Source organism: Ornithinicoccus sp. (assembly GCF_057176825.1).
In genome coordinates this window covers 880,938-901,710 of the sequence record NZ_CM169976.1, presented here as the reverse complement: position 1 = coordinate 901,710, position 20,773 = coordinate 880,938, and the positions used below count along the sequence as shown (strand labels likewise).

The 20,773-nt window shown below is 71.6% G+C and carries 20 protein-coding genes and 1 riboswitch; of the genes, 11 read left to right on the top strand and 9 right to left on the bottom strand.

Annotated elements, in window-relative coordinates; translation table 11 throughout:
• Positions 1 to 9: 9 nt before the first annotated feature.
• Positions 10 to 1,122, bottom strand: a complete 1,113-nt coding sequence (locus AC1QRC_RS04750; RefSeq protein ID WP_484205656.1) for a hypothetical protein — start codon at positions 1,120 to 1,122, stop codon at positions 10 to 12.
• A 141-nt stretch (positions 1,123 to 1,263) separates the two neighbouring features.
• A riboswitch (SAM riboswitch) is annotated at positions 1,264 to 1,380 on the top strand.
• Between the two features lie 216 nt (positions 1,381 to 1,596).
• Here AC1QRC_RS04750 and AC1QRC_RS04745 point away from each other — a divergent pair.
• From AC1QRC_RS04745 to AC1QRC_RS04730, 4 genes are read left to right on the top strand one after another with little or no spacing between them, the layout of a single operon-like run.
• Positions 1,597 to 2,907 carry a bifunctional o-acetylhomoserine/o-acetylserine sulfhydrylase gene (locus AC1QRC_RS04745; RefSeq protein WP_484205655.1) on the top strand — a complete coding sequence of 437 codons (1,311 nt, stop codon included), beginning with the start codon at positions 1,597 to 1,599 and terminating at the stop codon, positions 2,905 to 2,907.
• Positions 2,907 to 4,139, top strand: a complete 1,233-nt coding sequence (metX, locus tag AC1QRC_RS04740; protein WP_484205654.1) for a homoserine O-acetyltransferase MetX — start codon at positions 2,907 to 2,909, stop codon at positions 4,137 to 4,139. The genes AC1QRC_RS04745 and metX overlap by 1 nt, the downstream gene beginning before the upstream one ends.
• A 52-nt stretch (positions 4,140 to 4,191) precedes the next feature.
• Complete coding sequence (locus AC1QRC_RS04735) at positions 4,192 to 4,653, top strand: NfeD family protein (protein WP_484205653.1); 462 nt, start codon at positions 4,192 to 4,194, stop codon at positions 4,651 to 4,653.
• A 26-nt stretch (positions 4,654 to 4,679) separates the two neighbouring features.
• Complete coding sequence (locus AC1QRC_RS04730; protein ID WP_484205652.1) at positions 4,680 to 5,873, top strand: SPFH domain-containing protein; 1,194 nt, start codon at positions 4,680 to 4,682, stop codon at positions 5,871 to 5,873.
• 74 nt (positions 5,874 to 5,947) lie between these two features.
• Here the strand turns inward: AC1QRC_RS04730 and AC1QRC_RS04725 are convergent, their stop codons facing one another.
• The gene (locus AC1QRC_RS04725) at positions 5,948 to 7,393 is read right to left on the bottom strand and encodes a hypothetical protein (protein WP_484205651.1); all 1,446 of its coding nucleotides are present in this window, start codon (positions 7,391 to 7,393) and stop codon (positions 5,948 to 5,950) included.
• 74 nt (positions 7,394 to 7,467) lie between these two features.
• On the opposite strand from AC1QRC_RS04725, the gene AC1QRC_RS04720 reads away from it, so the two are divergent.
• Positions 7,468 to 8,715, top strand: a complete 1,248-nt coding sequence (locus AC1QRC_RS04720; protein WP_484205650.1) for a carboxylate--amine ligase — start codon at positions 7,468 to 7,470, stop codon at positions 8,713 to 8,715.
• Positions 8,716 to 8,736: 21 nt separating this feature from the next.
• On the opposite strand, the gene AC1QRC_RS04715 is transcribed toward AC1QRC_RS04720, so the two are convergent.
• Positions 8,737 to 9,375, bottom strand: coding sequence for an IMPACT family protein (locus AC1QRC_RS04715; RefSeq protein ID WP_484205649.1), 639 nt, complete (start codon positions 9,373 to 9,375; stop codon positions 8,737 to 8,739).
• A gap of 37 nt (positions 9,376 to 9,412) precedes the next feature.
• Between AC1QRC_RS04715 and AC1QRC_RS04710 the strand changes: the two genes are divergently transcribed.
• The 4 genes from AC1QRC_RS04710 to AC1QRC_RS04695 all read left to right on the top strand — a co-directional run bounded on the left by AC1QRC_RS04710 (position 9,413) and on the right by AC1QRC_RS04695 (position 12,892).
• Positions 9,413 to 10,063: a copper resistance CopC family protein gene (locus tag AC1QRC_RS04710; RefSeq protein ID WP_484205648.1), complete on the top strand. Its 651-nt coding sequence runs from the start codon at positions 9,413 to 9,415 to the stop codon at positions 10,061 to 10,063.
• 188 nt (positions 10,064 to 10,251) lie between these two features.
• Positions 10,252 to 10,452, top strand: coding sequence for a DUF3073 domain-containing protein (locus AC1QRC_RS04705; protein WP_484205647.1), 201 nt, complete (start codon positions 10,252 to 10,254; stop codon positions 10,450 to 10,452).
• A 77-nt stretch (positions 10,453 to 10,529) separates the two neighbouring features.
• On the top strand, positions 10,530 to 12,242 hold the full coding sequence (locus AC1QRC_RS04700; protein ID WP_484205646.1) for an ABC transporter ATP-binding protein: 1,713 nt from the start codon (positions 10,530 to 10,532) through the stop codon (positions 12,240 to 12,242).
• A gap of 89 nt (positions 12,243 to 12,331) precedes the next feature.
• Complete coding sequence (locus tag AC1QRC_RS04695) at positions 12,332 to 12,892, top strand: hypothetical protein (protein WP_484205645.1); 561 nt, start codon at positions 12,332 to 12,334, stop codon at positions 12,890 to 12,892.
• A gap of 12 nt (positions 12,893 to 12,904) precedes the next feature.
• Here the strand turns inward: AC1QRC_RS04695 and purM are convergent, their stop codons facing one another.
• The 4 genes from purM to AC1QRC_RS04675 form a co-directional block, all read right to left on the bottom strand.
• Positions 12,905 to 14,020 carry a phosphoribosylformylglycinamidine cyclo-ligase gene (purM, locus tag AC1QRC_RS04690; protein WP_484205644.1) on the bottom strand — a complete coding sequence of 372 codons (1,116 nt, stop codon included), beginning with the start codon at positions 14,018 to 14,020 and terminating at the stop codon, positions 12,905 to 12,907.
• Between the two features lie 73 nt (positions 14,021 to 14,093).
• On the bottom strand, positions 14,094 to 15,581 hold the full coding sequence (purF, locus tag AC1QRC_RS04685; RefSeq protein ID WP_484205643.1) for an amidophosphoribosyltransferase: 1,488 nt from the start codon (positions 15,579 to 15,581) through the stop codon (positions 14,094 to 14,096).
• Positions 15,582 to 15,603: 22 nt separating this feature from the next.
• Entirely contained in the window at positions 15,604 to 15,903 is a 300-nt protein-coding gene (locus AC1QRC_RS04680) for a hypothetical protein (protein WP_484205642.1), read from the bottom strand.
• Between the two features lie 49 nt (positions 15,904 to 15,952).
• Complete coding sequence (locus AC1QRC_RS04675) at positions 15,953 to 17,251, bottom strand: MFS transporter (RefSeq protein ID WP_484205641.1); 1,299 nt, start codon at positions 17,249 to 17,251, stop codon at positions 15,953 to 15,955.
• 70 nt (positions 17,252 to 17,321) lie between these two features.
• On the opposite strand from AC1QRC_RS04675, the gene AC1QRC_RS04670 reads away from it, so the two are divergent.
• Positions 17,322 to 17,969: a winged helix-turn-helix domain-containing protein gene (locus AC1QRC_RS04670; protein ID WP_484205640.1), complete on the top strand. Its 648-nt coding sequence runs from the start codon at positions 17,322 to 17,324 to the stop codon at positions 17,967 to 17,969.
• Between the two features lie 40 nt (positions 17,970 to 18,009).
• On the opposite strand, the gene AC1QRC_RS04665 is transcribed toward AC1QRC_RS04670, so the two are convergent.
• Positions 18,010 to 18,375 (bottom strand): sterol carrier family protein, encoded by a 366-nt coding sequence (locus AC1QRC_RS04665; RefSeq protein ID WP_484205639.1) that lies wholly within the window; start codon positions 18,373 to 18,375, stop codon positions 18,010 to 18,012.
• Positions 18,376 to 18,381: 6 nt separating this feature from the next.
• Complete coding sequence (locus AC1QRC_RS04660; protein ID WP_484205638.1) at positions 18,382 to 19,632, bottom strand: arginine deiminase; 1,251 nt, start codon at positions 19,630 to 19,632, stop codon at positions 18,382 to 18,384.
• A gap of 81 nt (positions 19,633 to 19,713) precedes the next feature.
• Here AC1QRC_RS04660 and AC1QRC_RS04655 point away from each other — a divergent pair, with 81 nt between their 5' ends.
• Complete coding sequence (locus AC1QRC_RS04655) at positions 19,714 to 20,760, top strand: zinc-dependent alcohol dehydrogenase family protein (protein WP_484205637.1); 1,047 nt, start codon at positions 19,714 to 19,716, stop codon at positions 20,758 to 20,760.
• Positions 20,761 to 20,773: the final 13 nt, after the last annotated feature.

The window sequence follows — 20,773 nt, the reverse complement described above, 5'->3', positions numbered from 1 at the left end:
GTCGGGTGCCTACAGGCCCGTCGGCTCGGGCATCGGCGGCACCTCGTTGCAGACTCCCACCGGCAGCACCTCGGTCAGCGACAGGTGCGCTGCGCCGCCGGGCGCCGTGACCGGGTAGTCCAGCTCGCCGACCCCGTCGGCGAACCGGGCCGGGGAGGGCTGGGCCACGTCGAAGCCGTCGGCGAAGGTGATCGACTCGACGAGGGGCCAGTCGGCAGCCAGTGCGGACCGGGCCGCCAGGTCGGCCCTGGCCTCCTCTTCGCCCGTCCCGGCGGGATAGGCGAGCCGGAACGTGGCCGTCCGGCCGGTGAAGGCGACCGCCACTGCCTCGACCGGCAGGAGTGCCTCGACGTCGTGGGCCGCGGTGACCTCGTCCTGGTGCTCGATGGTCGCGTCGACCCCGAGCGCGTCATGGAACGGGATGCACCCCCGCCGGAGGTAGAGAGACTCGGCGTCCACATCCGCCAACCGCCCGATGGCAGGGTCGGTGGCGAGGGGCAGGGCCTCCGGGCCTACGGCACCCCTGACCACCACCCGCTCCGGCAGGACCAGCTCGGCACCGGCGACCGCGTCCACCTCGTCGGTCAGCGCCCGTTCCACCCCCGCCACGCCGAGGTCGGGGCGCAGCCCGAGCGCCATCCCCGGCGCCTCGCCCGCCCACCGTGCCTCCCAGTCGACGTCGTCCTGCGTGAAGCCGTACTCGAGCATGAAGAGTGAGTTGTCCTCCCGCAGCGCCCCGTCCGTCAGGAGCACGGTGCTGGCCGGGACCTGCTCCCAGAACTCGACCCGGTCCGTCATCAACCAGTCCGAGGTCATGTCGGGGACGCCCAGCCGCGCCCTGATCGCGTCGAAGTCGGTGATCGTGACGTGCGTGACGTCCTCCGGCACCAGGAACAGCCCCGCCCCCGCCGGAGTGCCCCCGGGGGACGTCCCCGAGTCCGTGGCTCCGGACGTGTCGTCCCCCGGCGGCGCCGCGGTCGCCCCAGCCACCGGGGTCGCCCCAGCCTCCGCGGTCGAGGTCGGGTCGGTCGCGTCGGCGGTGTCGTCGTCCGTCCCGGCGCAGGCTGTGAGCGAGACCACGACGACGGCCAGGACTGCGGCGCGGCCGGTGCTGGGCTGCATGGAACGACACTAGTAGCCCGGCTTATGCCGAAGTACTACAACACAAGGTCGCGGATGTCCGCAGATTCTTCATGAGAGCCTCCCGCGCATTGGTCGTAGCCGCATTGACTTCGGTCACAGCGTGCTGTTAGATCTCTGACAGGTCATGAGTCCCAGCACCAAGCCCCGGCTTGCTGGGCGGCAACCCTCCACTCGCGGTGGGGTGCCCCGGGTGATGACCTGGCGGGACGTCACACGACGTTCCCGCAAGCGCGGGCCACTCACCCGAGAGGCCCAGCAGACGCCGTAGAAGGAGCGCCGCTGTGACCTGTCGAATGTGTCGCCACTGACACCCGGACACTGCCGCCTGCCGTAGGCGGGCGCGCGCGTCCCCCGTGAAGCCCACCTGCGCCGGGGTCCTGCCCGCAGGGCCCTCGCGCGACATCCGCACCACACCCGCAGAACCCTCCCCACGACATACAGGAGATCCCCACCATGAGTTGGTCCTTCGCCACCCGCCAGATCCACGCCGGGCAGACCCCCGATGCCGTCACCGGCGCGCGGGCCCTGCCCATCTACCAGACGACCTCGTTCGTCTTCGACGACGCCGACGTCGCCGCCGCCCGCTTCAACCTCGAGGACCTCGGTCCGGTCTACACGCGCATCGGCAACCCGACCTCCGAGGTGGTGGAGAACCGGATTGCCGACCTCGAGGGCGGGGTCGGCGCCCTGCTGCTCGCCTCCGGGCAGGCCGCCAGCACCCTGGCCATCCTCAACGTGGCCTCCGCCGGCGACCACCTGGTCGCCTCGCCCAGCCTCTACGGCGGCACCCAGAACCTGTTCGCCCACACGCTGCCCAAGCTGGGCATCGAGGTCACCTTCGTCGAGGACCCGACCGACCCCGAGTCGTGGCGTGCCGCAGCCCAGGACAACACCAAGGCCTTCTACGCGGAGTCCCTGGCCAACCCGAGCAGCGAGGTGCTCGACACCGTCGCCGTCTCGACGGTCGCCCACGAGGTCGGTGTCCCGCTCATCGTGGACAACACCATCCCGACCCCGTTCCTGCACCGCCCGATCGAGCATGGCGCCGACATCGTCGTCCACTCCGCCACCAAGTACCTCGGCGGCCACGGCACGTCCATCGGCGGCGTGATCGTCGACAGCGGCAACTTCGACTACGCGCAGTACCCGGAGCGGTTCCCCGGATTCAACACCCCCGACGAGAGCTACCACGGGCTGGTCTTTGCCCGGGACCTCGGCGTGGGCAGCCCGCTCGGGGCCAACCTGGCCTACATCCTGAAGGCCCGCGTACAGCTGCTGCGTGACATCGGCCCGGCGATCTCGCCGTTCAACGCCTTCCTCATCGCCCAGGGCCTGGAGACCCTGTCGCTGCGCGTCGAGCGGCACGTCGCCAACGCCAAGCAGGTGGCCAACTGGCTGCTGGACCACGAGCAGGTGCAGTCAGTGTCCTACGCCGGGCTGCCGGGCCACCCGTCCTACGAGCTGGCCCAGAAGTACCTCCCCGGCGGCGCCGGCGCGGTCCTCGCCTTCGAGATCGAGGGGGGACTGGAGGCCGGCAAGCGCTTCGTCTCCGCCCTGGAGCTGCACTCCAACGTCGCCAACATCGGCGATGTCCGGTCGCTGGTGATCCACCCCGCCTCGACCACCCACCGCCAGCTCACCGAGGAGGCCCAGCGCGCAGCCGGGGTCACCCCGGGACTGGTGCGGCTGGCCGTCGGGATCGAGCACGTCGACGACATCCTGGCCGACCTTGAGGTCGGCTTCGTGGCGGCCAAGGGGGCCTGATGCCGGTCGGGCTGTCCGCCGGATCCGGACGACGCTCCCGCGTCGTCGGTGACCTCACCCTGGAGTCCGGGCAGATACTGCCGGGCGCCCGCCTCGCGTACGAGTCGTGGGGACGTCTGAACGAGGCGGGCGACAACGCGGTGCTGGTGCTGCACGCACTCACCGGGGACTCCCACGTCGAGGGTGAGACCGGACCGGACAGCCCGACCGCGGGGTGGTGGCCCGGCCTCATCGGGCCGGGTCGCCCCCTCGACACCGACCGCTACTTCGTGATCGCACCGAACGTCCTCGGCGGCTGCCGAGGCAGCACCGGGCCCTCCTCCCCGGGACAGGACGGTCGGCCGTGGGGTTCGCTCTTCCCCCGGCTGACCGTCCGGGACCAGGTGCGCGCCGAGGCGGCCCTGGCCGACCGGCTCGGGATCCGATCCTTTGCCGCCGTGATCGGTGGGTCGATGGGCGGTATGCGGGCGCTGGAGTGGGCGGTCACGTTCCCCGGGCGGGTGCGCCGCTGCCTGCCGATCGCGACATCCGCTGCCGCCACGGCCGACCAGATCGCGTGGGCCACGCCGCAGCTGTACGCGATCCGGTCCGACCCCGGCTACGTCGGCGGCGACTACTACCCAGGGCCCGGTCCGCGCGCCGGTCTGGAGGTGGCCCGCCAGATCGCCCACGCCACATACCGCAGCGCGGGTGAGCTGGGCGAACGGTTCGGGGCCTCCCCCCAGCAGGGCGAGGATCCGTCGCACGGCGGGCGGTATGCCGTGCAGTCCTACCTGGAGCACCACGGGCGCAAGCTGGTCCGCCGCTTCGACGCCAACACCTACCTGGTGCTGACCGAGGTGATGAACGGCCACGACATCGGCCGGGACCGCGGCGGGGTCACGGCCGCCCTGCGCCGCATCACCGCCGACCTGACCGTGGCCGTGGTCGACAGCGACCGGCTGTTCACCCCCGAGGACGGCGCCGTCATCGCCACCGCGCCCAGTTGTCGGGGCCTGGTCACCATCGCCTCGCCCTACGGGCACGACGGGTTCCTGGTCGAGACCGAGCAGGTCTTCGCGATCATCGCCGACGCCCTCGCGGACCGACCAATCGGTGCCTCGGCACCGGCACAGTCCGCGACGCGGGACGGCGCGCCCCCCGAGCAGGCGCCTGCCGACGGGGGACGCCTGGGCCGGGCACGCCCCGCGGTCGCCCCACACGAGCTGCAGTTCAGCGGGACCGGCCTCTGATAGGGGTCGCGAGCACCTTCCCCTACGATGGGGCAAAGGGCGGAGGTGCACGATGGAGTGGTTGCGCGAGACCCAGTGGCTCTGGTGGGTCGGGGCGGCCCTGGCCCTCGGACTGATCGAGATCGCCTCGCTGGACCTCGTCTTCAGCATGCTGGCGCTCGCAGCGGTGGCCTCGGCCGTCGCCGCCTACTTCGGTCTCGGATTCGCCGGCCAGGTCTTCGTCTTCGTCATCACCGCGCTGCTGCTCCTCGCCCTGCTGCGCCCCCTCGCCCTGCGCAAGCTCAAGCCCGCGACCGAGGGGCAGCGCACCAACACCGCTGCGCACGTCGGCCGCACCGCGATCGTGCTGCACGAGGTCACCGACGCCACGGGGCTGGTCAAACTGGCCGGTGAGGAGTGGAGCGCCCGCAGCGTCGGCACCGCCTCCTTCCCCAGTGGGGCCAGGGTCACCGTCGTGCGCATCGAGGGGGCCACCGCGGTCGTCGACGAGATCCCCGCGGACCCCTCGCCCTAGTCCCACCACACCAGGAGGTCACCAGCATGCCCAGCCCGACAGACATCGCCACCTATGCGGTGCTCATACTGCTGGTGATCTTCATCGCCACGGCCATCGCCCGTGCCGTCAAGATCGTCCCACAGGCCACCGCACTGATCGTGGAGCGCCTCGGCCGCTACCACCGCACGCTCGACCCGGGCCTGGCGTTCCTGATCCCGTTCATGGACCGGGTCCGCGCCAACGTGGACCTGCGCGAGCAGGTCGTCTCCTTCCCGCCGCAGCCCGTGATCACCAGCGACAACCTGGTGGTCAGCATCGACACGGTGATCTACTTCCAGCCCACGGACCCCAAGGCGGCGACCTACGAGATCGCCAACTACATCCAGGGCGTCGAGCAACTGACCGTGACGACGCTGCGCAACGTGGTGGGCTCCCTGGACCTGGAGCAGACGCTCACGAGCCGCGACCAGATCAACGGCCAGCTGCGCGGCGTGCTCGACGACGCCACGGGCCGCTGGGGGATCCGCGTCAACCGGGTGGAGCTCAAGGCCATCGACCCGCCGGCCAGCGTGCAGGACTCGATGGAGAAGCAGATGCGGGCCGAGCGCGACCGCCGCGCCACCATCCTGAACGCCGAGGGTGTCAAGCAGTCCCAGATCCTCACGGCCGAGGGTGAGAAGCAGGCCGCGATCCTGCGCGCCGAGGGTGCCGCGCAGTCGGCGATCCTGGAGGCCCAGGGTGAGGCGCGCGCGATCCTGCAGGTCTTCGACGCCATCCACAAGGGCAACCCGGACAGCAAGCTGCTGGCCTACCAGTACCTGCAGATGCTGCCCCAGATCGCCCAGGGCGAGTCCAACACCCTGTGGGTCGTGCCCACCGAGCTGACGCAGGCGCTGCAGGGCATCGGCTCTGCCCTCGGCGCCCCCGGCAGCCCGGGCCACGAGCACCTCGACGCCGCGGCCGGGTCGATGCAGCAGGGCGCCGAGAGCTCGGGCGACGGGTTGGGCTCGGTCGACCTGGAGGACCCCGGCGAGGCGCTGCGCCGGGCCCGCGAGGAGGCGGCCGGCGCCAGCCGGGAGGCCGCCGAGTCGACCCGCACCTCCCGCCGCGGCGGTGCCGCACCCGGACGTCAGGGCGGACGGGCAGAGCCGGCACCTCCGGCCACCGAGCCGGCAACCGAGCCCGCTCCGGAGGCGTCGACCACACCCGACCCCGCCCCGGGACCCGACGACCAGTAGGGCACGACCAGTAGGGCACGACCAGTTGGGCCGCTCCAGGCTCCGATCCCTCGTGGGTCCGCTACCGCACCGGGTCAGTCCCCCGACCCCGCGTCGGGGTACTGCTCAGCCACCCAACCGACCCAGTCGGTCACGAACTGCTCCCTGCCCACCCCGAGGTGCTCCTGCAGCGCCGCGTCGACCAGTTCCTCCTCGCTCTCCCACATCCCGATCGCATGCCACTGGTTCCCCAGCGCGAGGGTGGCGTCGTAGCCGTAGACCTCTTCGACATACCGGAACACCATGGCCGACTCGGCATAGTTGCGGTCCACGTCCTCCGGCCCCTCCCCCTGGAAGGTCATCCAGAGCGACGGGGGCAGCGCCGTCGGCAGCCCGCCATCCCGGAGCAGGACGCCGTACCACCAGTGCAGGTCCTCGGCCGCCTCCTGCGCGGCCGCGACCTCGAACCAGCCCGCCATCCCCTCCGAGACCCACATCGGGGCCGAGCCGTCCAGGTGCCGCAGGATCATGGCCAGGTGCAGCCCTTCGTGCCGCAGGAGTGGGGAGCCCCCCGCGACGTCCTCCCCGAAGCGGTCCAGCTCATCCGCGGTGTACTCCACGTCCAGCACGAGCCGCACCGTCACGTGCTCTGTGGTCTCCAGGTCCGCCAGCCCCTGGTACTCCCCCACCTCCGGGGCCCCGCCGACCGGGATCGCGAACCCGGCGAACTCGTCGGGCTCGGACTCACCGTAGAGCGTGGCGAGGCGCTCGGGGGACACCACGGTGACCACCATCCGGCCGACTCCCTCGACGGGCACGGCCTCCAGCGTGGTCGCGGCAGCCGTCTCGAGGGCGGGGAGCAGCTCGCGCACCAGGTCGGCGTGGTCCGGCTCTGTCAGCGCCACGACGTGCTGGCTCTCGACCACCGTGACCGGGGATACGTCCCACAGTTGTGGGTAGTCCTCGTAGTCGCTCACGCCGTCGACCCCGGTGATCCGCAGCCCGCCGTCCCGCTCGGAGGGGCGCAGCACGACCTCGTAGAACTGCACCGACGGCACGGGGTCCGCCCCGCTGACCTGGTGCCGGAAGCCGAACTCCACCGTCACCCCGGCCCCGGACTCCCCCGCCTCGCCATCCTCCCCGTCGTACCGGTAGGTCGGGTGCATCTCCCGCAGGTCCATCGGGACCGCCTGCACCGCTGCGAACCAGCCGCGCTGCTGCTGCGTCCCCTCCTCGTCGAGCTCGAAGTAGGACAGCCAGTGCTCCACGTCCCCGGAGGTGAGGGCCGCGGTCAGGCGGGTCCCGAAGTCACGCAGCTCGGCGTCAGTGATCCGTTCCCCGGCCGGGATCAGCGGGGTCGGCGCGGGCCCGGTCAGGGACCCCGCGACCGATTCCTGACCGGCCGGTGCGGTGGCGGCGGGTCGGGCCGGCGTCACCGTCGGCGGGGCCGCGGCCGTGCACCCGGACGCCGCCAGCAGTCCCGCCACGAGGGTCGCGACCAGAGGGAACGTCCTGCCTCTGAGACCCCCCGCGTGCATCATGAGCACATGATAGGCGCCCGGGGTCGGTAGGCTGCTGCGTTGAGAACGCACCTCCCCCCACCCCCAGGAGCACCATGAGCCTGCCGTCCGCCGACCCCGACTTCGACGTCGTCCTGCTCGGCACCGACATCGGGGTGTATGGCCTCGCCCGCGCCTTCCACGAGCGCTACGGGATCCGGAGCACCGTGATCAGCCGGGTGGTGGGTGGCGCGATCCGCAACTCCAAGATCCTGGACGTCATCGACCTGGGTGAGGCGAGCGGCCGCGCCGAGAACCTGGCCGCCCTGGAGCGGTTCGGCACAGAGCAGAAGGCGAAGGGCCGCACCACGCTGCTGCTCAGCAACGCCGACACCTTCAGCCGGATGTTCAGCGAGCAGGCCGACTGGCTGCGCCAGTGGTATGTCGTGTCCGCGGTCGACGGGGAGGTGCTCGACACCATCGCCGACAAGATCGAGTTCGCCCGGGTGTGCGAGGAGCTCGACATCCCCACCCCCCGCACCCTGGTGCAGGACTTCTCCGACGCGGACGACGCCGGGTGGCAGCCGCAGGAGGTGGACCTGACCTACCCGGTGGTGGCCAAGCCCGCGATCGGGGCCGCCTACGAGGGGCTCACCTTCGAGGGCAAGAAGAAGATCTACAAGGTGGACAGCCCGGAGGAGCTCCGGACCATCTTCGGGCGGGTCCGCGACGCCGGGTTCCGCGACCGGTTCGTCGTCCAGGAGCTCATCCCCGGTGATGACACCGCGATGCACTCCATCACCGCCTACATCGACCAGTCCGGCGAGGCGACCCTGCTGGCGACCGCCCAGGTGTTGCTGCAGGAGCACACGCCGCTGGCCCTGGGCAACCCTGCGGCGATGGTGACCACCCCGTTCCCGGAGCTGATGGAGCACGCCCAGCGGCTGCTGAAGCACGTGGGCTACCGCGGGTTCGCCAACTTCGACGTCAAGCTGGACCCGCGCGACGGGGTGATGAAGTTCTTCGAGGTCAACCCGCGGATCGGGCGCAACAACTACTACGTCACCGCGGCGGGCGCCAACGTGGCCGAGTTCATCACCACCGACCTCATCGAGAACGCCCCGCACGAGCAGGTCGTGGTGCGCAACGAGATCCTCTACTCGGTCCTGCCGACCAGGTTGCTGAAGCGCTACCTCTCCGGCAAGGAGCTGGAGTTGTTCCAGCGGGTCGTGCAGAAGGGTGTCTTCCACCCACTGAAGTACCGGGACTCGCTGTGGCGGGAGGGCTACCGCCTGGTCGCCATGGCCAACTACGTGAAGAAGTACCGCACCTACTACTGGCACCCCACCGACACCGGGTTCTGAGCCGCCCGTCGGTCGGGGTCGCTACGGGCCGGTCAGGTCGACCCAGCCGGTGTCACCCCACCGCACGGCGCCCTGCCCAGCGGTGTGGCGGGCCACCACCTCGTCCAACTCGTCCTCCCGACCCACCGACACCGCGAGCTCGAGGGTGACGCGTGCGGCATACCGGACATCGCGCACCACCACCCCCTGGGCCCGGAGGTCGTGCTCCAGACGCCCTGCCTCGGCGTGATCGACCCCCAGGAGCGCGATCCTGCGCAGCTCCCGCTCCAGGGTGTCGGCCTCGGCCACCGCCACGCGCACCGCCTCGGAGTAGGCCCGCACCAGCCCACCGGTCCCCAGCAGGGTGCCGCCGAACCAGCGGGTGACCACCGCGACCACGTCACCCAGGCCACTGTGCCGGAGCACCTCGAGCATCGGCATACCCGCCGTCCCGGAGGGCTCACCGTCGTCGCTGGAGCGGGCCACCTCACCGGCCGGGCCGATCAGGAAGGCCGAGCAGTGGTGCCGGGCGTCCCAGTGCGTCCGGCGGGCCTCCTCGACGACCTCCCGGGCGGCGGCCTCGTCGCCGACTCGGCGCAGCCAGCACTCGAAGACCGACCGGCGATCCTCGATGGAGGCCACCACCGGCGCGGCGACGGTCGGGTAGCGGGTGAGGGGCACCGCAGCAGCCTACGGGTGGCCTGCCTACAGTGGGGTGGTGACCATCTCTGCTCCCGCTGTCCGGCCGATGCGGTTGGGGGCGCTGTCGCTCCTGGTGGCCGTCCTGCTCGTGCTGCTGAGTGCCCTCCCCGGCCTGGCGCACGACACCCTGACCGACTCCTCACCCGGAGACGGCGACAGCGGCCCGCCCCCGACGGAGGTGACGCTGACCTATAGCGGGGAGATCGCCCCGGTCGGAGCCGCCGTCGAGGTGACCGGCCCGGACGGGACGGTCTCCGAGGGTGAACCGGCGGTCGAGGGCGTCGAGGTCACCCAGCCCCTCGCGGCGGACCTGCCCGCCGGCGACTACCAGGTGGTGTGGCGTGTCACGTCCTCGGACGGGCACCCGATCTCCGGGGAGTTCGGCTTCACCGTCGAGGAGACCGAGGAGGAGACCGGGGACGACTCCGCCGGTGCGACGGCCCCCGCGCCCTCTCCCGGTGAGGACGACGCCGCGGCGACGACCGAGGACGCCGGGGACGACACGGTGGCCCCGACCTCTGATGACGCAGGCCAGGACGCCACCGCACCGGGCACGGGGGACCCGGCGGAGGAGAGCGGTATGCCGGTCTGGACCTGGGTGGTCATCGTGTTGGCCCTCGTCCTGCTGGCCGGTGTCGTCGCCCGGGTCGTGCGCAACGCCCGCTGATTCTGAGGCGGCCTGCCGCGAGCCGTGAGCACGGAGCGTCGGGACTGGCTGCACTTTCGGGGCCCGCCTGATGTACCGTGGGGGTACGAGAACACACGATTCCCGGGCCGACTGCGCGGTCTGGATCGGCACATCTGTGCCGACCTGGATGCGATGTCGCCCCGGCAGACGCACGAGGGGGTCACGCCATGGGGCGCGGCCGGGCCAAAGCCAAGCAGACCAAGGTCGCCCGGAGACTGAAGTACTACTCTCCGGACACCGACCTGACAGCACTCGAACGAGAGTTGCGTTCAGAGACGAACGGACACGGCGGTGCCGATGACGCCGCCGACGTCGAGGACTCGGACGAGGGCGACGACTACGACGCCTGGGCTCCGAACCAGCGTTGACCACCGGGAGCACCGAGCAGGTCCCCGGGCACCCACTGCTCCAGCTGTGGGGTAGATATCGCCAGTACCGCCGCCGCGTGGTCCTGGCGTTTCTGCTGTCCACGATCCGCAAGATCATGGACGTGGTGCCCGAGCTGCTCATCGGTGCCGCCATCGACGTGGTCGTCCGCGGCGCGGACTCCTTCGTCGCCGGACTGCTCGGGGTGGAGAGCCGTCACGAGCAGTTGATCTGGCTCGCGGTGATCAACGCCGTCGTGTGGATCCTGGAGTCCACGTCCGACTACCTGGGCTCCCTGGCCTGGCGCAACCTGGCCCAGCAGGTCGAGCACGACCTGCGGCTGGAGACCTACGGCCACGTCCAGGGACTGGACATGGCCTGGCACGAGTCACGCCCCACCGGCACGACCCTGGCCATCCTGAACGACGACATCAACCAGCTCGAACGCTTCCTGGACTCCGGGGTCGACAAGCTCTACCAGGTGGCGTTGAACATCCTCCTGGTCGGCGCCGTGTTCGCCTTCACCTCGGTGACCCTGACCGTGCTGGCGTTCCTGCCGATCCCGGTCATCGTGCTCGGCTCGATGTGGTTCCAGCGGCGGCTGCAGCACCGGTACGCCCGGGTCCGCGCGGCCGTGGCCACCATCTCCGGGCTGGTCGGCGCCAACCTGGGCGGGATGTCCACGATCAAGACCTTCACCGCCGAGGAGCGCGAGCTGGAGCGGGTCCGCGCGGCCTCCGATGACTACCGGCAGGCCAACGCCGACGCCATCCGGGCCTCCTCGGCCTTCGTGCCGCTGATCCGGATGGCGATCCTCACCGGCTTCACCACCACGCTGCTGCTCGGCGGCTTCTATGCCCTCGACGGTCGGCTCGAGGTGGGGCTCTACTCCGTGCTGGTCTTCATGACCCAGCGCCTGCTGTGGCCGCTGACCTCCATCGGGGAGGTGCTGGACCTGTACCAGCGCGCGATGGCCTCGGTGCGCCGCATCCTGCACCTGCTGGACGAGCGGCCCCTCACCGTGCCCGGTGAGACCTCCCTGCCCGTGGTGCGGGGGGAGCTGGACCTGTCCGGGGTGCGCGCCGGCTACGGCGAGGGCCCCGACGTGCTGCGCGACCTCGACCTGCACATCCCGGCGGGTGAGGTGCACGCCATCGTCGGCGCCACCGGTGCCGGCAAGTCCACGGTGCTCCGGATGCTGCTGCGCTTCGCCGACCCGCGGGAGGGGTCGGTCCGGCTGGACGGTGTCGACCTGCGGGAGCTGGAGTGGGAGACGCTGAGGGGCCGGATCGGCTACGTGGCGCAGGACGTGTTCCTCTTCGAGGGGTCCGTCGCGGACAACATCGCCTACGGCGCCCCCGGTGCCTCCCGCGATGAGATCGTCAAGGCGGCCCAGCAGGCCGCCGCCGACGAGTTCATCACCGGGATGCCCGAGGGCTACGACACCCACGTCGGCGAGCGCGGCGTCACCCTGTCCGGCGGCCAGCGCCAACGGCTCGCCCTCGCCCGCGCCATCCTGCGCGACCCGGCCGTGTTGATCCTGGACGAGGCCACCTCGGCGGTGGACAACGAGACCGAGGCCGCGATCCAGCGCTCCCTGGCGGAGGTCACCGTGGGTCGGACGACCGTCCTGGTGGCGCACCGGCTCTCCACGGTGCGGCACGCCGACCGGATCTGGGTGCTGGACGCCGGCCGGGTGATCGAGGCCGGCACCCACGACGAGCTGGTCGCTCGCGGCGGCAGCTACGCCGACCTGTGGGCGGTCCAGACCGGCGCCGCGGTCGAGGGCTGAGGGAGCAACTCCAGGGCTATGCTGGTCACCGCGTAGCAACGCAGACAGGTATGGCGTGGGGTGCGCCACGAAGGAGTGGGAGAGGGCAGATGACGGACCTCGGGACGACGGGCCAGCAGGCCGAGCGGGAGTACCGCCCGGCACAGCCCGGTCGCTGGCGACCGAAGTGGATGCCCCCGGCCTGGACGACGTTGCTCCTCCTCGCGGGCCTGATCTTCGCCTGGTCCTACTACGACTCCCGCACGAAGGTGCCGATCGAGACGATCACCATCGACACCTGGGTCTGCTCGGAGCCGATCGAGCCGGACCTGCCGTGGAACGCCTATCTGCGGGCCGGGTGCACCCGGGGCGAGGTGGACGCCGAGGTCACCGTGATGTTCCAGTCCGGCGATCTGGAGACGACCTCCCACAACGGCAGCAGGGTGGTCGTCGAGCGAGTGCCGTTCGAGTCGATCGAGCTGGGCTACCGCGTCGTCACCGCGGAGCCCCGGCAGACCATCCTCCAGGGCCACTCCAACGACGCGGCCCCGCGGGTCACCGGTGAGTTGAACGGGGACCGCCCCAACACCACGTTCACCGGGCCGTTCCGCCCCGAGGGCGGCACCCGGTTCCTGCTGCTCTTCGGGCCGGTCGCCGACCCGGAGGACTGACGTCGAGGAGCGTCAGCTGGCCGGGTGCTCCCCGACCATCCGCACGCTGCCGCCCGTCACGCCCTTGGCGCCGCGGACGACACCCGGGCCCTCCGCAGCGTCCTCGGCCCTGACCTCGCCGAGCACCCACCCGGGGAGGTGGGCGGCACGGCATACGGCCAGGGCGGGCTCCGCCTCGTGCGCCGGCACGACCGCGACGAAGCCGACCCCCATGTTCAGGGTGCCCTCCAGGTCCTCCCTCGGCACCGACCCGAGGGCGCCGATCAGGGAGAACACGGGGGGCGGGGTCCAGGTGGAGCGGTCGACGGTGGCGGTCAGGCCCTCCGGCAGCACGCGGGCGAGGTTGGCGGCAAGACCGCCTCCCGTCACGTGCGAGAGGGCGTGCACCCGCTCGTCGGCAACGTCCGGCCCGATCAGTTCGAGCAGGAGGCGGGTGTAGATGCGGGTCGGCTCCAGGAGTTCCTCGCCGAGGGTCCGACCGAGCTCGGGCACGTGCCGCTCCCAGTCCCAGCCGGAGGCCGCGACGACCCGGCGCACCAGGGAGTAGCCGTTGGAGTGCAGCCCGGAGGAGGGCAGGGCCAGGACCACGTCGCCGTCCCGCACCCGCTCCGGCCCCAGGATCCGGTCGTGCTCCACGACGCCCGTGGCCGCGCCGGCGATGTCGTACTCGTCGGGGTCCATCAGGCCCGGGTGCTCCGCCGTCTCCCCACCGACCAGGGCCACGCCCGCCAGCTCGCACCCGCGCGCGATGCCTTTGACGACGGCGGCGATGCGCTCCGGCACCACCTTCCCGCAGGCGATGTAGTCGGTCATGAACAGTGGCTCGGCCCCGCACACGACGATGTCGTCGACGACCATCCCGACCAGGTCGATGCCGACCGTGTCGTGGACGTCGAGGGCGCGGGCGATCGCCAGCTTGGTGCCCACCCCGTCGGTGCTGGTGGCCAGGACCGGTCGGCGCATGTCGGTGAGCGCGGAGGCGTCAAACAGGCCGGCGAAGCCGCCGAGCCCACCGAGGACCTCGGGGCGCTGGGCCCGCGACACCGCGGACTTCATCAGGTCGACGGCCCGGTCGCCGGCCGCGACGTCCACCCCCGCCCCGGCATACGTGATCGGCTGGTCCGTCATCCGGTCTCCTCCGCGGGCAAAAACGCTACGAAAATGGCTGAAGGGTCGGCAAACCCGCTACGAAAATGGGGGGTCACGTGCCCGCGGAGAACTCGAGTTCGAGGACGTCCTTGCCCAGTTTGTCCTCGGCGGGCAGCTCAATCGGGTAGACCCCGGAGAAGCAGGCGGTGCACAGCGAGTCGCGCGGCTGCTCGGTCGCGGCGACCATGCCCTCCTCGCTGATGTAGCCCAGGCTGTCGGCCCCGATCGAAGTGGTGATGTCGGCGACGTCCAGCCCGGTCGCGATGAGCTCGGCGCGGCTGGCGAAGTCGATGCCGTAGAAGCAGGGCCAGCGCACCGGCGGGGAGGAAATCCGGACGTGCACCTCCGCGGCGCCGGCCTCGCGCAACATCCGGACCAGGGCCCGCTGGGTGTTGCCGCGCACGATCGAGTCGTCGACCACGACCAGGCGCTTGCCCTTGATGATGTCGCGCAGGGGATTGAGCTTGAGCCGGATCCCGAGCTGGCGGATCGTCTGGCTGGGGGCGATGAAGGTGCGTCCCACGTAGGCGTTCTTCACCAGGCCCTGGCCGTAGGGGATGCCGGATTCCTCGGCGTAGCCGATGGCGGCGGGCGTGCCGGACTCCGGGGTCGGCATCACCATGTCGGCCTCGACCGGGTGCTCGCGGGCCAGTTGCCGCCCCATCTCGACCCGGGAGGCGTAGACCTCCCGGCCATTGAGGGTGGTGTCCGGTCGGGCCAGGTAGACGTACTCGAAGACGCAGCCCTTGCGGGCCGGCTCGGCGAACGGCTGGGTCCGCAGCCCGTCCTCGTCGATCGCCACCAGCTCACCCGGCTCGATCTCGCGCACCATGCTGGCGCCGACGATGTCCAGCGCCGCCGTCTCGGAGGCGACCACCCACCCCCGCTCCAGCCGGCCCAGCACGAGGGGGCGCACCCCCTGCGGGTCACGCGCGGCATACAGCGTCTGCTCGTCGCAGAAGACCAGGGAGAACGCGCCCCGCAGGGTCGGCAGCACCTTGAGGGCCGCGGCCTCCAGCGACAGGTCCTCCTCGGCCGACAACAGCCCGGTGATGAGCGCGGTGTCCGTGGTGTTGCCGCGGCGCACCTCCCCCGAGGCCATCCGCAGGTCACCGCCGTGAGCCCGGGCCAGCTCGTCGCGCAGCTCGGCGGAGTTGGTCAGGTTGCCGTTGTGCGCCAGCGCCACGGTGCCGTGGGAGGTGCCGCCGAGCGTGGGCTGGGCGTTCTCCCAGGAGTTGCGGCCCGTGGTGGAGTAGCGGCAGTGGCCGACGGCCAGGTGCCCGCGCAGCGAGGCGAGGCTGGACTCGTCGAAGACCTGGGACACCAGCCCGACGTCCTTGTAGACGAGCAGCGAGTGCCCGTCGCTGGCCGCGATCCCCGCGGCCTCCTGGCCGCGGTGCTGCAGCGCGTAGAGGCCGAAGTAGGCCAGCTTGGCGACCTCCTCCCCCGGGGCCCAGACCCCGAAGACGCCACAGGCGTCCTGCGGCCCCTTCTCGCCGGGGAGCAGGTCGTGGGAGAGCCGTCCGTCACCGCGTGCCACGCGGCGATTCTCCCACAGCGGGTCAGCGGGTCGTGAACCGTTCCACGAGGAGGTAGACGATAGCCCCGAGCAACCCGCCCAGCAGTGCGCCCACGGTGCCGATCAGGATGGTCTCGCGGGCGATGCCCACGTCGTCGACCTCCGGGCCGAAGACGACCAGCAGCAGCCCCAGGAACGACCCGAGCAGCGCCCCCGTGCCCAGGAACGGCAGGAGCCTGGGGCGCCGGCGGTGCTGGTGCTCGATCCGGGCTCCGCGGGGGACGGCGCTGCGCGGCACCTCGTCGGCAGGTATGCCGATCGCCCGCTCCTGCTGCTCGCTCACCCTCCCACGGTACCCCCGCACCCTGGGAGGTTCCCCGGGCGGTGGGTCCTCAGCTGACCGGGGCCACAGGATCGATCTCGTGCTCGCGCACCAGGGCGGTGCTGACCTGCGTCGCGACGTAACCGACTCCGACCAGGCACACCACGACGGTCCCGACGAACACCGTCGGCAGCCCCCACACCTCGCCCACCAGTCCCCCGAGCAGGGCCCCGAGCGGCATCAGGCCGTAATTGACCATCCCCCCGGCCCCGCCGACCCGGCCCAGCTTGGCCGCGGGCACCAGCCGCTGGCGCATGGTGCGCCCGATGACGTTGCCGGTCATGTTGGTCAGGCCGATCACGAAGAAGGCGGCGGCGATCGCGACGGACGAGGGCCACAGCACCGGGACCAGCAGGAGCAAGGAGTTGAGCGCCCAGCAGCCGAGCAGGAGCGGCACCTCCGGCACGAGCCGCACCAGGCGCTCCGCGACCACCGATCCGGTGACCGCGCCCACGGCGAGGACCGCCAGCACGAGCGGGTACTGCTGGGGCTCCAGCCCCACCCGCGACCCGGGGCCCACCATCCACAGCACGAACACCGCGAAGTAGCCGGTGTTGGCGAAGTTCATCAGCGAGCTGGTGATCAGCAGTGGTCGCAGCACCGGGTGCCGCAGCTGGAAGCGCATCCCCTCCACCACTTCCTGGAGCCTGGTGCCCGCGGGCTCCCCGGACCGATCGGCCCGGTAGTCCCCCCGCAGCCCCAGGCCGATGAGCAGCAGGAACGCCAGTCCCAGCGCGACCGGCACGCCGAAGACCCAGCCGCTGCCGAGCACCAGGAGGAACCCGCCGACCGGCGCTCCGACGAAAGTGGTGCACACCTGCTCCATGCCCATCACCCGGCCGTTGGCGGCGGACAACCGCGAGCGCGGTGCCAGCGAGGGCACGATCGAGGAGCCGGCGAGGTCCACGAACACCTGGGTGACGCCATACAGGCCCACCGCGACGACGAGCAGCGGCAGGGTGAGCCGGTCGGTCACCGCCAGCAGGGTCAGGCCGGCGAGCAGCAGCAGCCGCACCAGCGCGCCAGCCAGTTGGACGTGTCGCCGGTCGGTCCGGTCGACCACGACCCCGGCCACCAGGCCGAGCAGCAGCCAGGGCAGCCAGAAGGCGACCTGGAGCAGCGAGATCTCGCCCGGCGACCGGGTGAGGGTGACCGCGATGAGCGGCACCCCGCCCAGCACGATGCCGTCGGCCAGGTTGGCCAGCGCCACGCCGCCGAGGTGGATGCCGAAGGGCCGGCCGAGCCGGTCGGGTCTCCCGGGGTTCGCGGGCGTCGGCACCGTCGTGTCCGGCGTGCTGCTCGTGGTCATCGCGTGGCTCCCGCTAGGCTAGATCCAGAAAAACATCTGCAAAACTATCTCTGCAAAGGTACCTCTGCATATGTCGGACCGCAACCCCTCCTCCCACGACGCGTCGGAGGAGCTCCCCGCCTACCTGGCGCGCCGCATCGACGCGACGGCGATGAAGGCCTTCGCCCACCCGTTGCGCATGGCGATGTATGACTACCTGAGCGACCACGGGTCGGCGACGGCCACGATGCTGGCCCGGCACACCGGCGAGAGCACCGGACAGACCAGCTACCACCTGCGCCAGCTCCAGCGGCACGGCTTCGTGGCCGAGGACGTGGGCCGGGGCAGCGGGCGCGAGCGGTGGTGGGCGGCCGTGGGCTTCAGCATGGAGGGCACGGAGTTGGCCAAGGACTCCGCGACCAGGCCGGCGGTCGAGACGATGTTGCGCGCCCAGGTGCAGCAGCGCGCCGACGCACTGAGGGCGTGGTACCTGCGCTCGGAGTCCGAGGACCCCGCCTGGGTGAGGTCGTCCACCGACAACAAAGCGACCGCCACGCTGAACCTCGCCGAGACCGCCGCCCTGACCGAGGCACTGATGACCCTCATCCATGAGCACACCGAGGCTGCCAGGGCCCGCAGGGAGGCCGAGGGTCGGGAGGGTCGGCTGCAGGACGACGAGCGGCGGGTGCGCCTCTACCTCGACATCTTCCCCCTCGCCCGCGACGACGCCGGTCAGTGAGCGGGGACTACGACGTCAGTCGCTGAACCGGCGCGGGACGTCAGTCGGTGAGCGGGAGGTATGCCGAGAGGTCGGCCCGGCCGCCACTGGCCCGGACCGCCCCGGCCGCCACCGCGTCGGCCCAGGTGGTGGCGCCGGTCGCGAGGTCGAGCCAGGTCTGCGGGTCGGTCTCCACCACGTTGGAGGGGGTGCCGCGGGTGTGCCGGGGGCCCTCGATGCACTGGACGGCGCCGAACGGCGGCACCCGCACCTCGACCGACCGGCCGGGCGAGCGCACGGACAACTCCTCCAGCAGGTAGCGCACGGCCGTCGCCAGGTCAGGGCGAGGGGTCTGCCCGGCCGACTGTCGCCATACGGTCAGTGCCTGTTCCCCGGAGGGCACGGGCACCCGACGACGGGGTGGCACGGCAGGTCAGGCGCCGAGCGGGTCGCGCTCGATCGGGCAGGACATGCACCGCGGGCCTCCGCGGCCCCTGCCCAGCTCGCTGCCGGAGATCTCCAGCACCTCCAGGCCCTGGTCGCGCAGGTAGTTGTTGGTGAGGGTGTTGCGCTGGTAGGCGATCACCACGTTGGGCTCGATCGCGAGCAGGTTGCAGCCGTCGTCCCACTGCTCCCGGGCCGCGCCCCGCGGGTCCTGGTCGGCAGCCAGGATGGTCAGCGAGTCCACCCCGATGGCGTCGGCGATGACCTGCTCCATCTGCTCAGCCGGGTGGGCCGTGATCCGCAGCTCCGGCCCTGCCTCCCCCCCGTCGGCACCGGCGTCGGCAGCGGTGATGGTCCACGACGGCAGGTCCGGCAGCCCCAGGTAGCGGGTGAACGTCCCGGTGTCGACCATCGTCATCACGGTGTCCAGGTGCATCAACGCACGCGCCTTGGGCATGTCGAGGGCGACCACGCGTTCGGCCTGACCGCTGCCGAGCAGCCTCCGCGCCAATCGCTCCACCCCCTGGGAGGTGGTGCGCTCGCTCATCCCGACCAGGACGGTCCCGTTGCCCGGCACCAGGATGTCGCCGCCCTCGGCGGTGGCTGGCCCGTCCTCGGTTCCCTCGGCCCACCAGGAGAAGTCCTTTCCGGCGAACATGGGGTGGTGGCGGTAGATGGCCTCGTAGTGCACCGTCTCCCGGCGACGGGCCTTCTTGTGCATGGAGTTCACCGCCACCCCGGAGTACAGCCAGGCCGAGGTGTCCCGCGTGAACAGGTGGTTCGGCAGTGGCGCGAGCAGCGAGTCGTGGTCGGCCAGCTGGTCGATGACCACGGAGTTGGGCGCCGGGATCCGCTCCAGCACCTCCGCCTTGGTGATGCCGCCGATCAGGTGGGCAGCCAGTTCGTGGTCGTCCATCCCGTCGAACATGGCGCGCAGCTGCTCGGCGGCCAGGGGCCCGACGTGCCGCTCGTCCAGCGACTGCTCCAGCACCCGGGCCCGTGCCTCGGGGATCGCCAGGACATCCTCCAGGAGGCGGTCGAAGTGGTGGACCGTCACCCCCCGGCCCTCCAGCACCTCGACGAACTCGTCGTGCTCCTCCTGCGCCCGTTCCACCCAGAGGATCTCGTCGTAGAGGTACCGCTCCTTGTTCTCCGGGGTCAGCCGGTGCATCTCCAGGCCCGGACGGTGCACGATCACCTGGCGAAGCCGGCCCACCTCGGAGCCCACGTGGAAGGTCATGTCGGTCCTCTCTGCGGTGCGTGGGCCCATCCTGCCACCGCCGGGCCCCTGACGGACACCACTGCCCGGCACAATGGGGGCATGCGAGCCACACTGATCCACGCCCCCGGCGACATCCGCCTCGAGCAGGTCCCGGACCCGACGGTCCTCACCCCGACCGACGCCCTCGTCCGGGTGACCGCCAGCTGCGTCTGCGGGTCCGACCTGTGGCCCTACCGGGGAGAGAGCCCGGTGCGGCGGCCGCGGCGGATCGGCCACGAGTTCGTGGGCATCGTGGAGGAGGTCGGCGGCGAGGTCACCTCGCTGCGCCCGGGGCAGTTCGTGATCGCCCCCTTCCTCTACTCCGACAACACCTGCGTGCACTGCCGGGCCGGTATGCAGTCCGCGTGCGCCCACGGCGGCGGCTGGGGTGGGCCGGACCAGGACGGTCACCCGGTCGACGGCGGGCAGGGCGAGTACGTGCGGGTCCCGCTGGCCGACGGCACCCTGGTGGCCACGCCCGAGGTGCCCGACGAGGAGATGGTTGCCTCGCTGCTGGCGTGCTCCGACGTGATGGGCACCGGCTGGCACGCGGCGGTGAAGGCCGGGGTCCAGCCGGGCCACACGGTCGTGGTCGTCGGCGACGGCGCAGTCGGCCTGTGCGGCGTGCTCGCCGCCTCCCGGATGGGGGCCGAGCGGGTGGTCGCGATGTCCCGGCACGAGAGCCGCCAGGCGCTGGCCCGGGAGTTCGGGGCGACCGACATCGTCGCCGAGCGCGGTGAGGAAGGCATCGCCGCGGTCCTGGAGCTGACCGGGGGCACCGGGGCCGACGCGGTCCTGGAGTGCGTGGGCACCGGGCCGGCGATGGAGCAGGCCTTCGGCTGCGCCCGCCCCGGGTCGACGGTCGGGTTCGTGGGCGTGCCGCACGGTGCCGAGCCGCCCATCGCGACGATGTTCCGCCGCAACATCGGCCTGGCCGGTGGCGTGGCGCCCGTCCGGGCCTACCTGGAGCAGTTGCGGGACGGGGTGCTCGCCGGGGGCATCGACCCGGGCCGCGTCTTCGACCTGACGCTCCCACTGGACCAGGTGCCTGACGCCTACACCGCGATGGACGAGCGCCGCGCGATCAAGGTGCTGCTGCAGCCCTGAGGTCGATGTCAGC

Bases quoted from the DNA above. Each gene is read 5' to 3' on its own strand.
- AC1QRC_RS04750 (WP_484205656.1), bottom strand. From the start codon at position 1,122: ATGCAGCCCAGCACCGGCCGCGCCGCAGTCCTGGCCGTCGTCGTGGTC.
- AC1QRC_RS04745 (WP_484205655.1), top strand. From the start codon at position 1,597: ATGAGTTGGTCCTTCGCCACCCGCCAGATCCACGCCGGGCAGACCCCC.
- AC1QRC_RS04725 (WP_484205651.1), bottom strand. From the start codon at position 7,393: ATGATGCACGCGGGGGGTCTCAGAGGCAGGACGTTCCCTCTGGTCGCG.
- purM (WP_484205644.1), bottom strand. From the start codon at position 14,020: ATGACGGACCAGCCGATCACGTATGCCGGGGCGGGGGTGGACGTCGCG.
- AC1QRC_RS04705 (WP_484205647.1), top strand. From the start codon at position 10,252: ATGGGGCGCGGCCGGGCCAAAGCCAAGCAGACCAAGGTCGCCCGGAGA.
- AC1QRC_RS04720 (WP_484205650.1), top strand. From the start codon at position 7,468: ATGAGCCTGCCGTCCGCCGACCCCGACTTCGACGTCGTCCTGCTCGGC.
- AC1QRC_RS04735 (WP_484205653.1), top strand. From the start codon at position 4,192: ATGGAGTGGTTGCGCGAGACCCAGTGGCTCTGGTGGGTCGGGGCGGCC.
- AC1QRC_RS04675 (WP_484205641.1), bottom strand. From the start codon at position 17,251: ATGACCACGAGCAGCACGCCGGACACGACGGTGCCGACGCCCGCGAAC.
- AC1QRC_RS04660 (WP_484205638.1), bottom strand. From the start codon at position 19,632: ATGACCTTCCACGTGGGCTCCGAGGTGGGCCGGCTTCGCCAGGTGATC.
- AC1QRC_RS04655 (WP_484205637.1), top strand. From the start codon at position 19,714: ATGCGAGCCACACTGATCCACGCCCCCGGCGACATCCGCCTCGAGCAG.
- metX (WP_484205654.1), top strand. From the start codon at position 2,907: ATGCCGGTCGGGCTGTCCGCCGGATCCGGACGACGCTCCCGCGTCGTC.
- AC1QRC_RS04695 (WP_484205645.1), top strand. From the start codon at position 12,332: ATGACGGACCTCGGGACGACGGGCCAGCAGGCCGAGCGGGAGTACCGC.
- AC1QRC_RS04730 (WP_484205652.1), top strand. From the start codon at position 4,680: ATGCCCAGCCCGACAGACATCGCCACCTATGCGGTGCTCATACTGCTG.
- AC1QRC_RS04670 (WP_484205640.1), top strand. From the start codon at position 17,322: ATGTCGGACCGCAACCCCTCCTCCCACGACGCGTCGGAGGAGCTCCCC.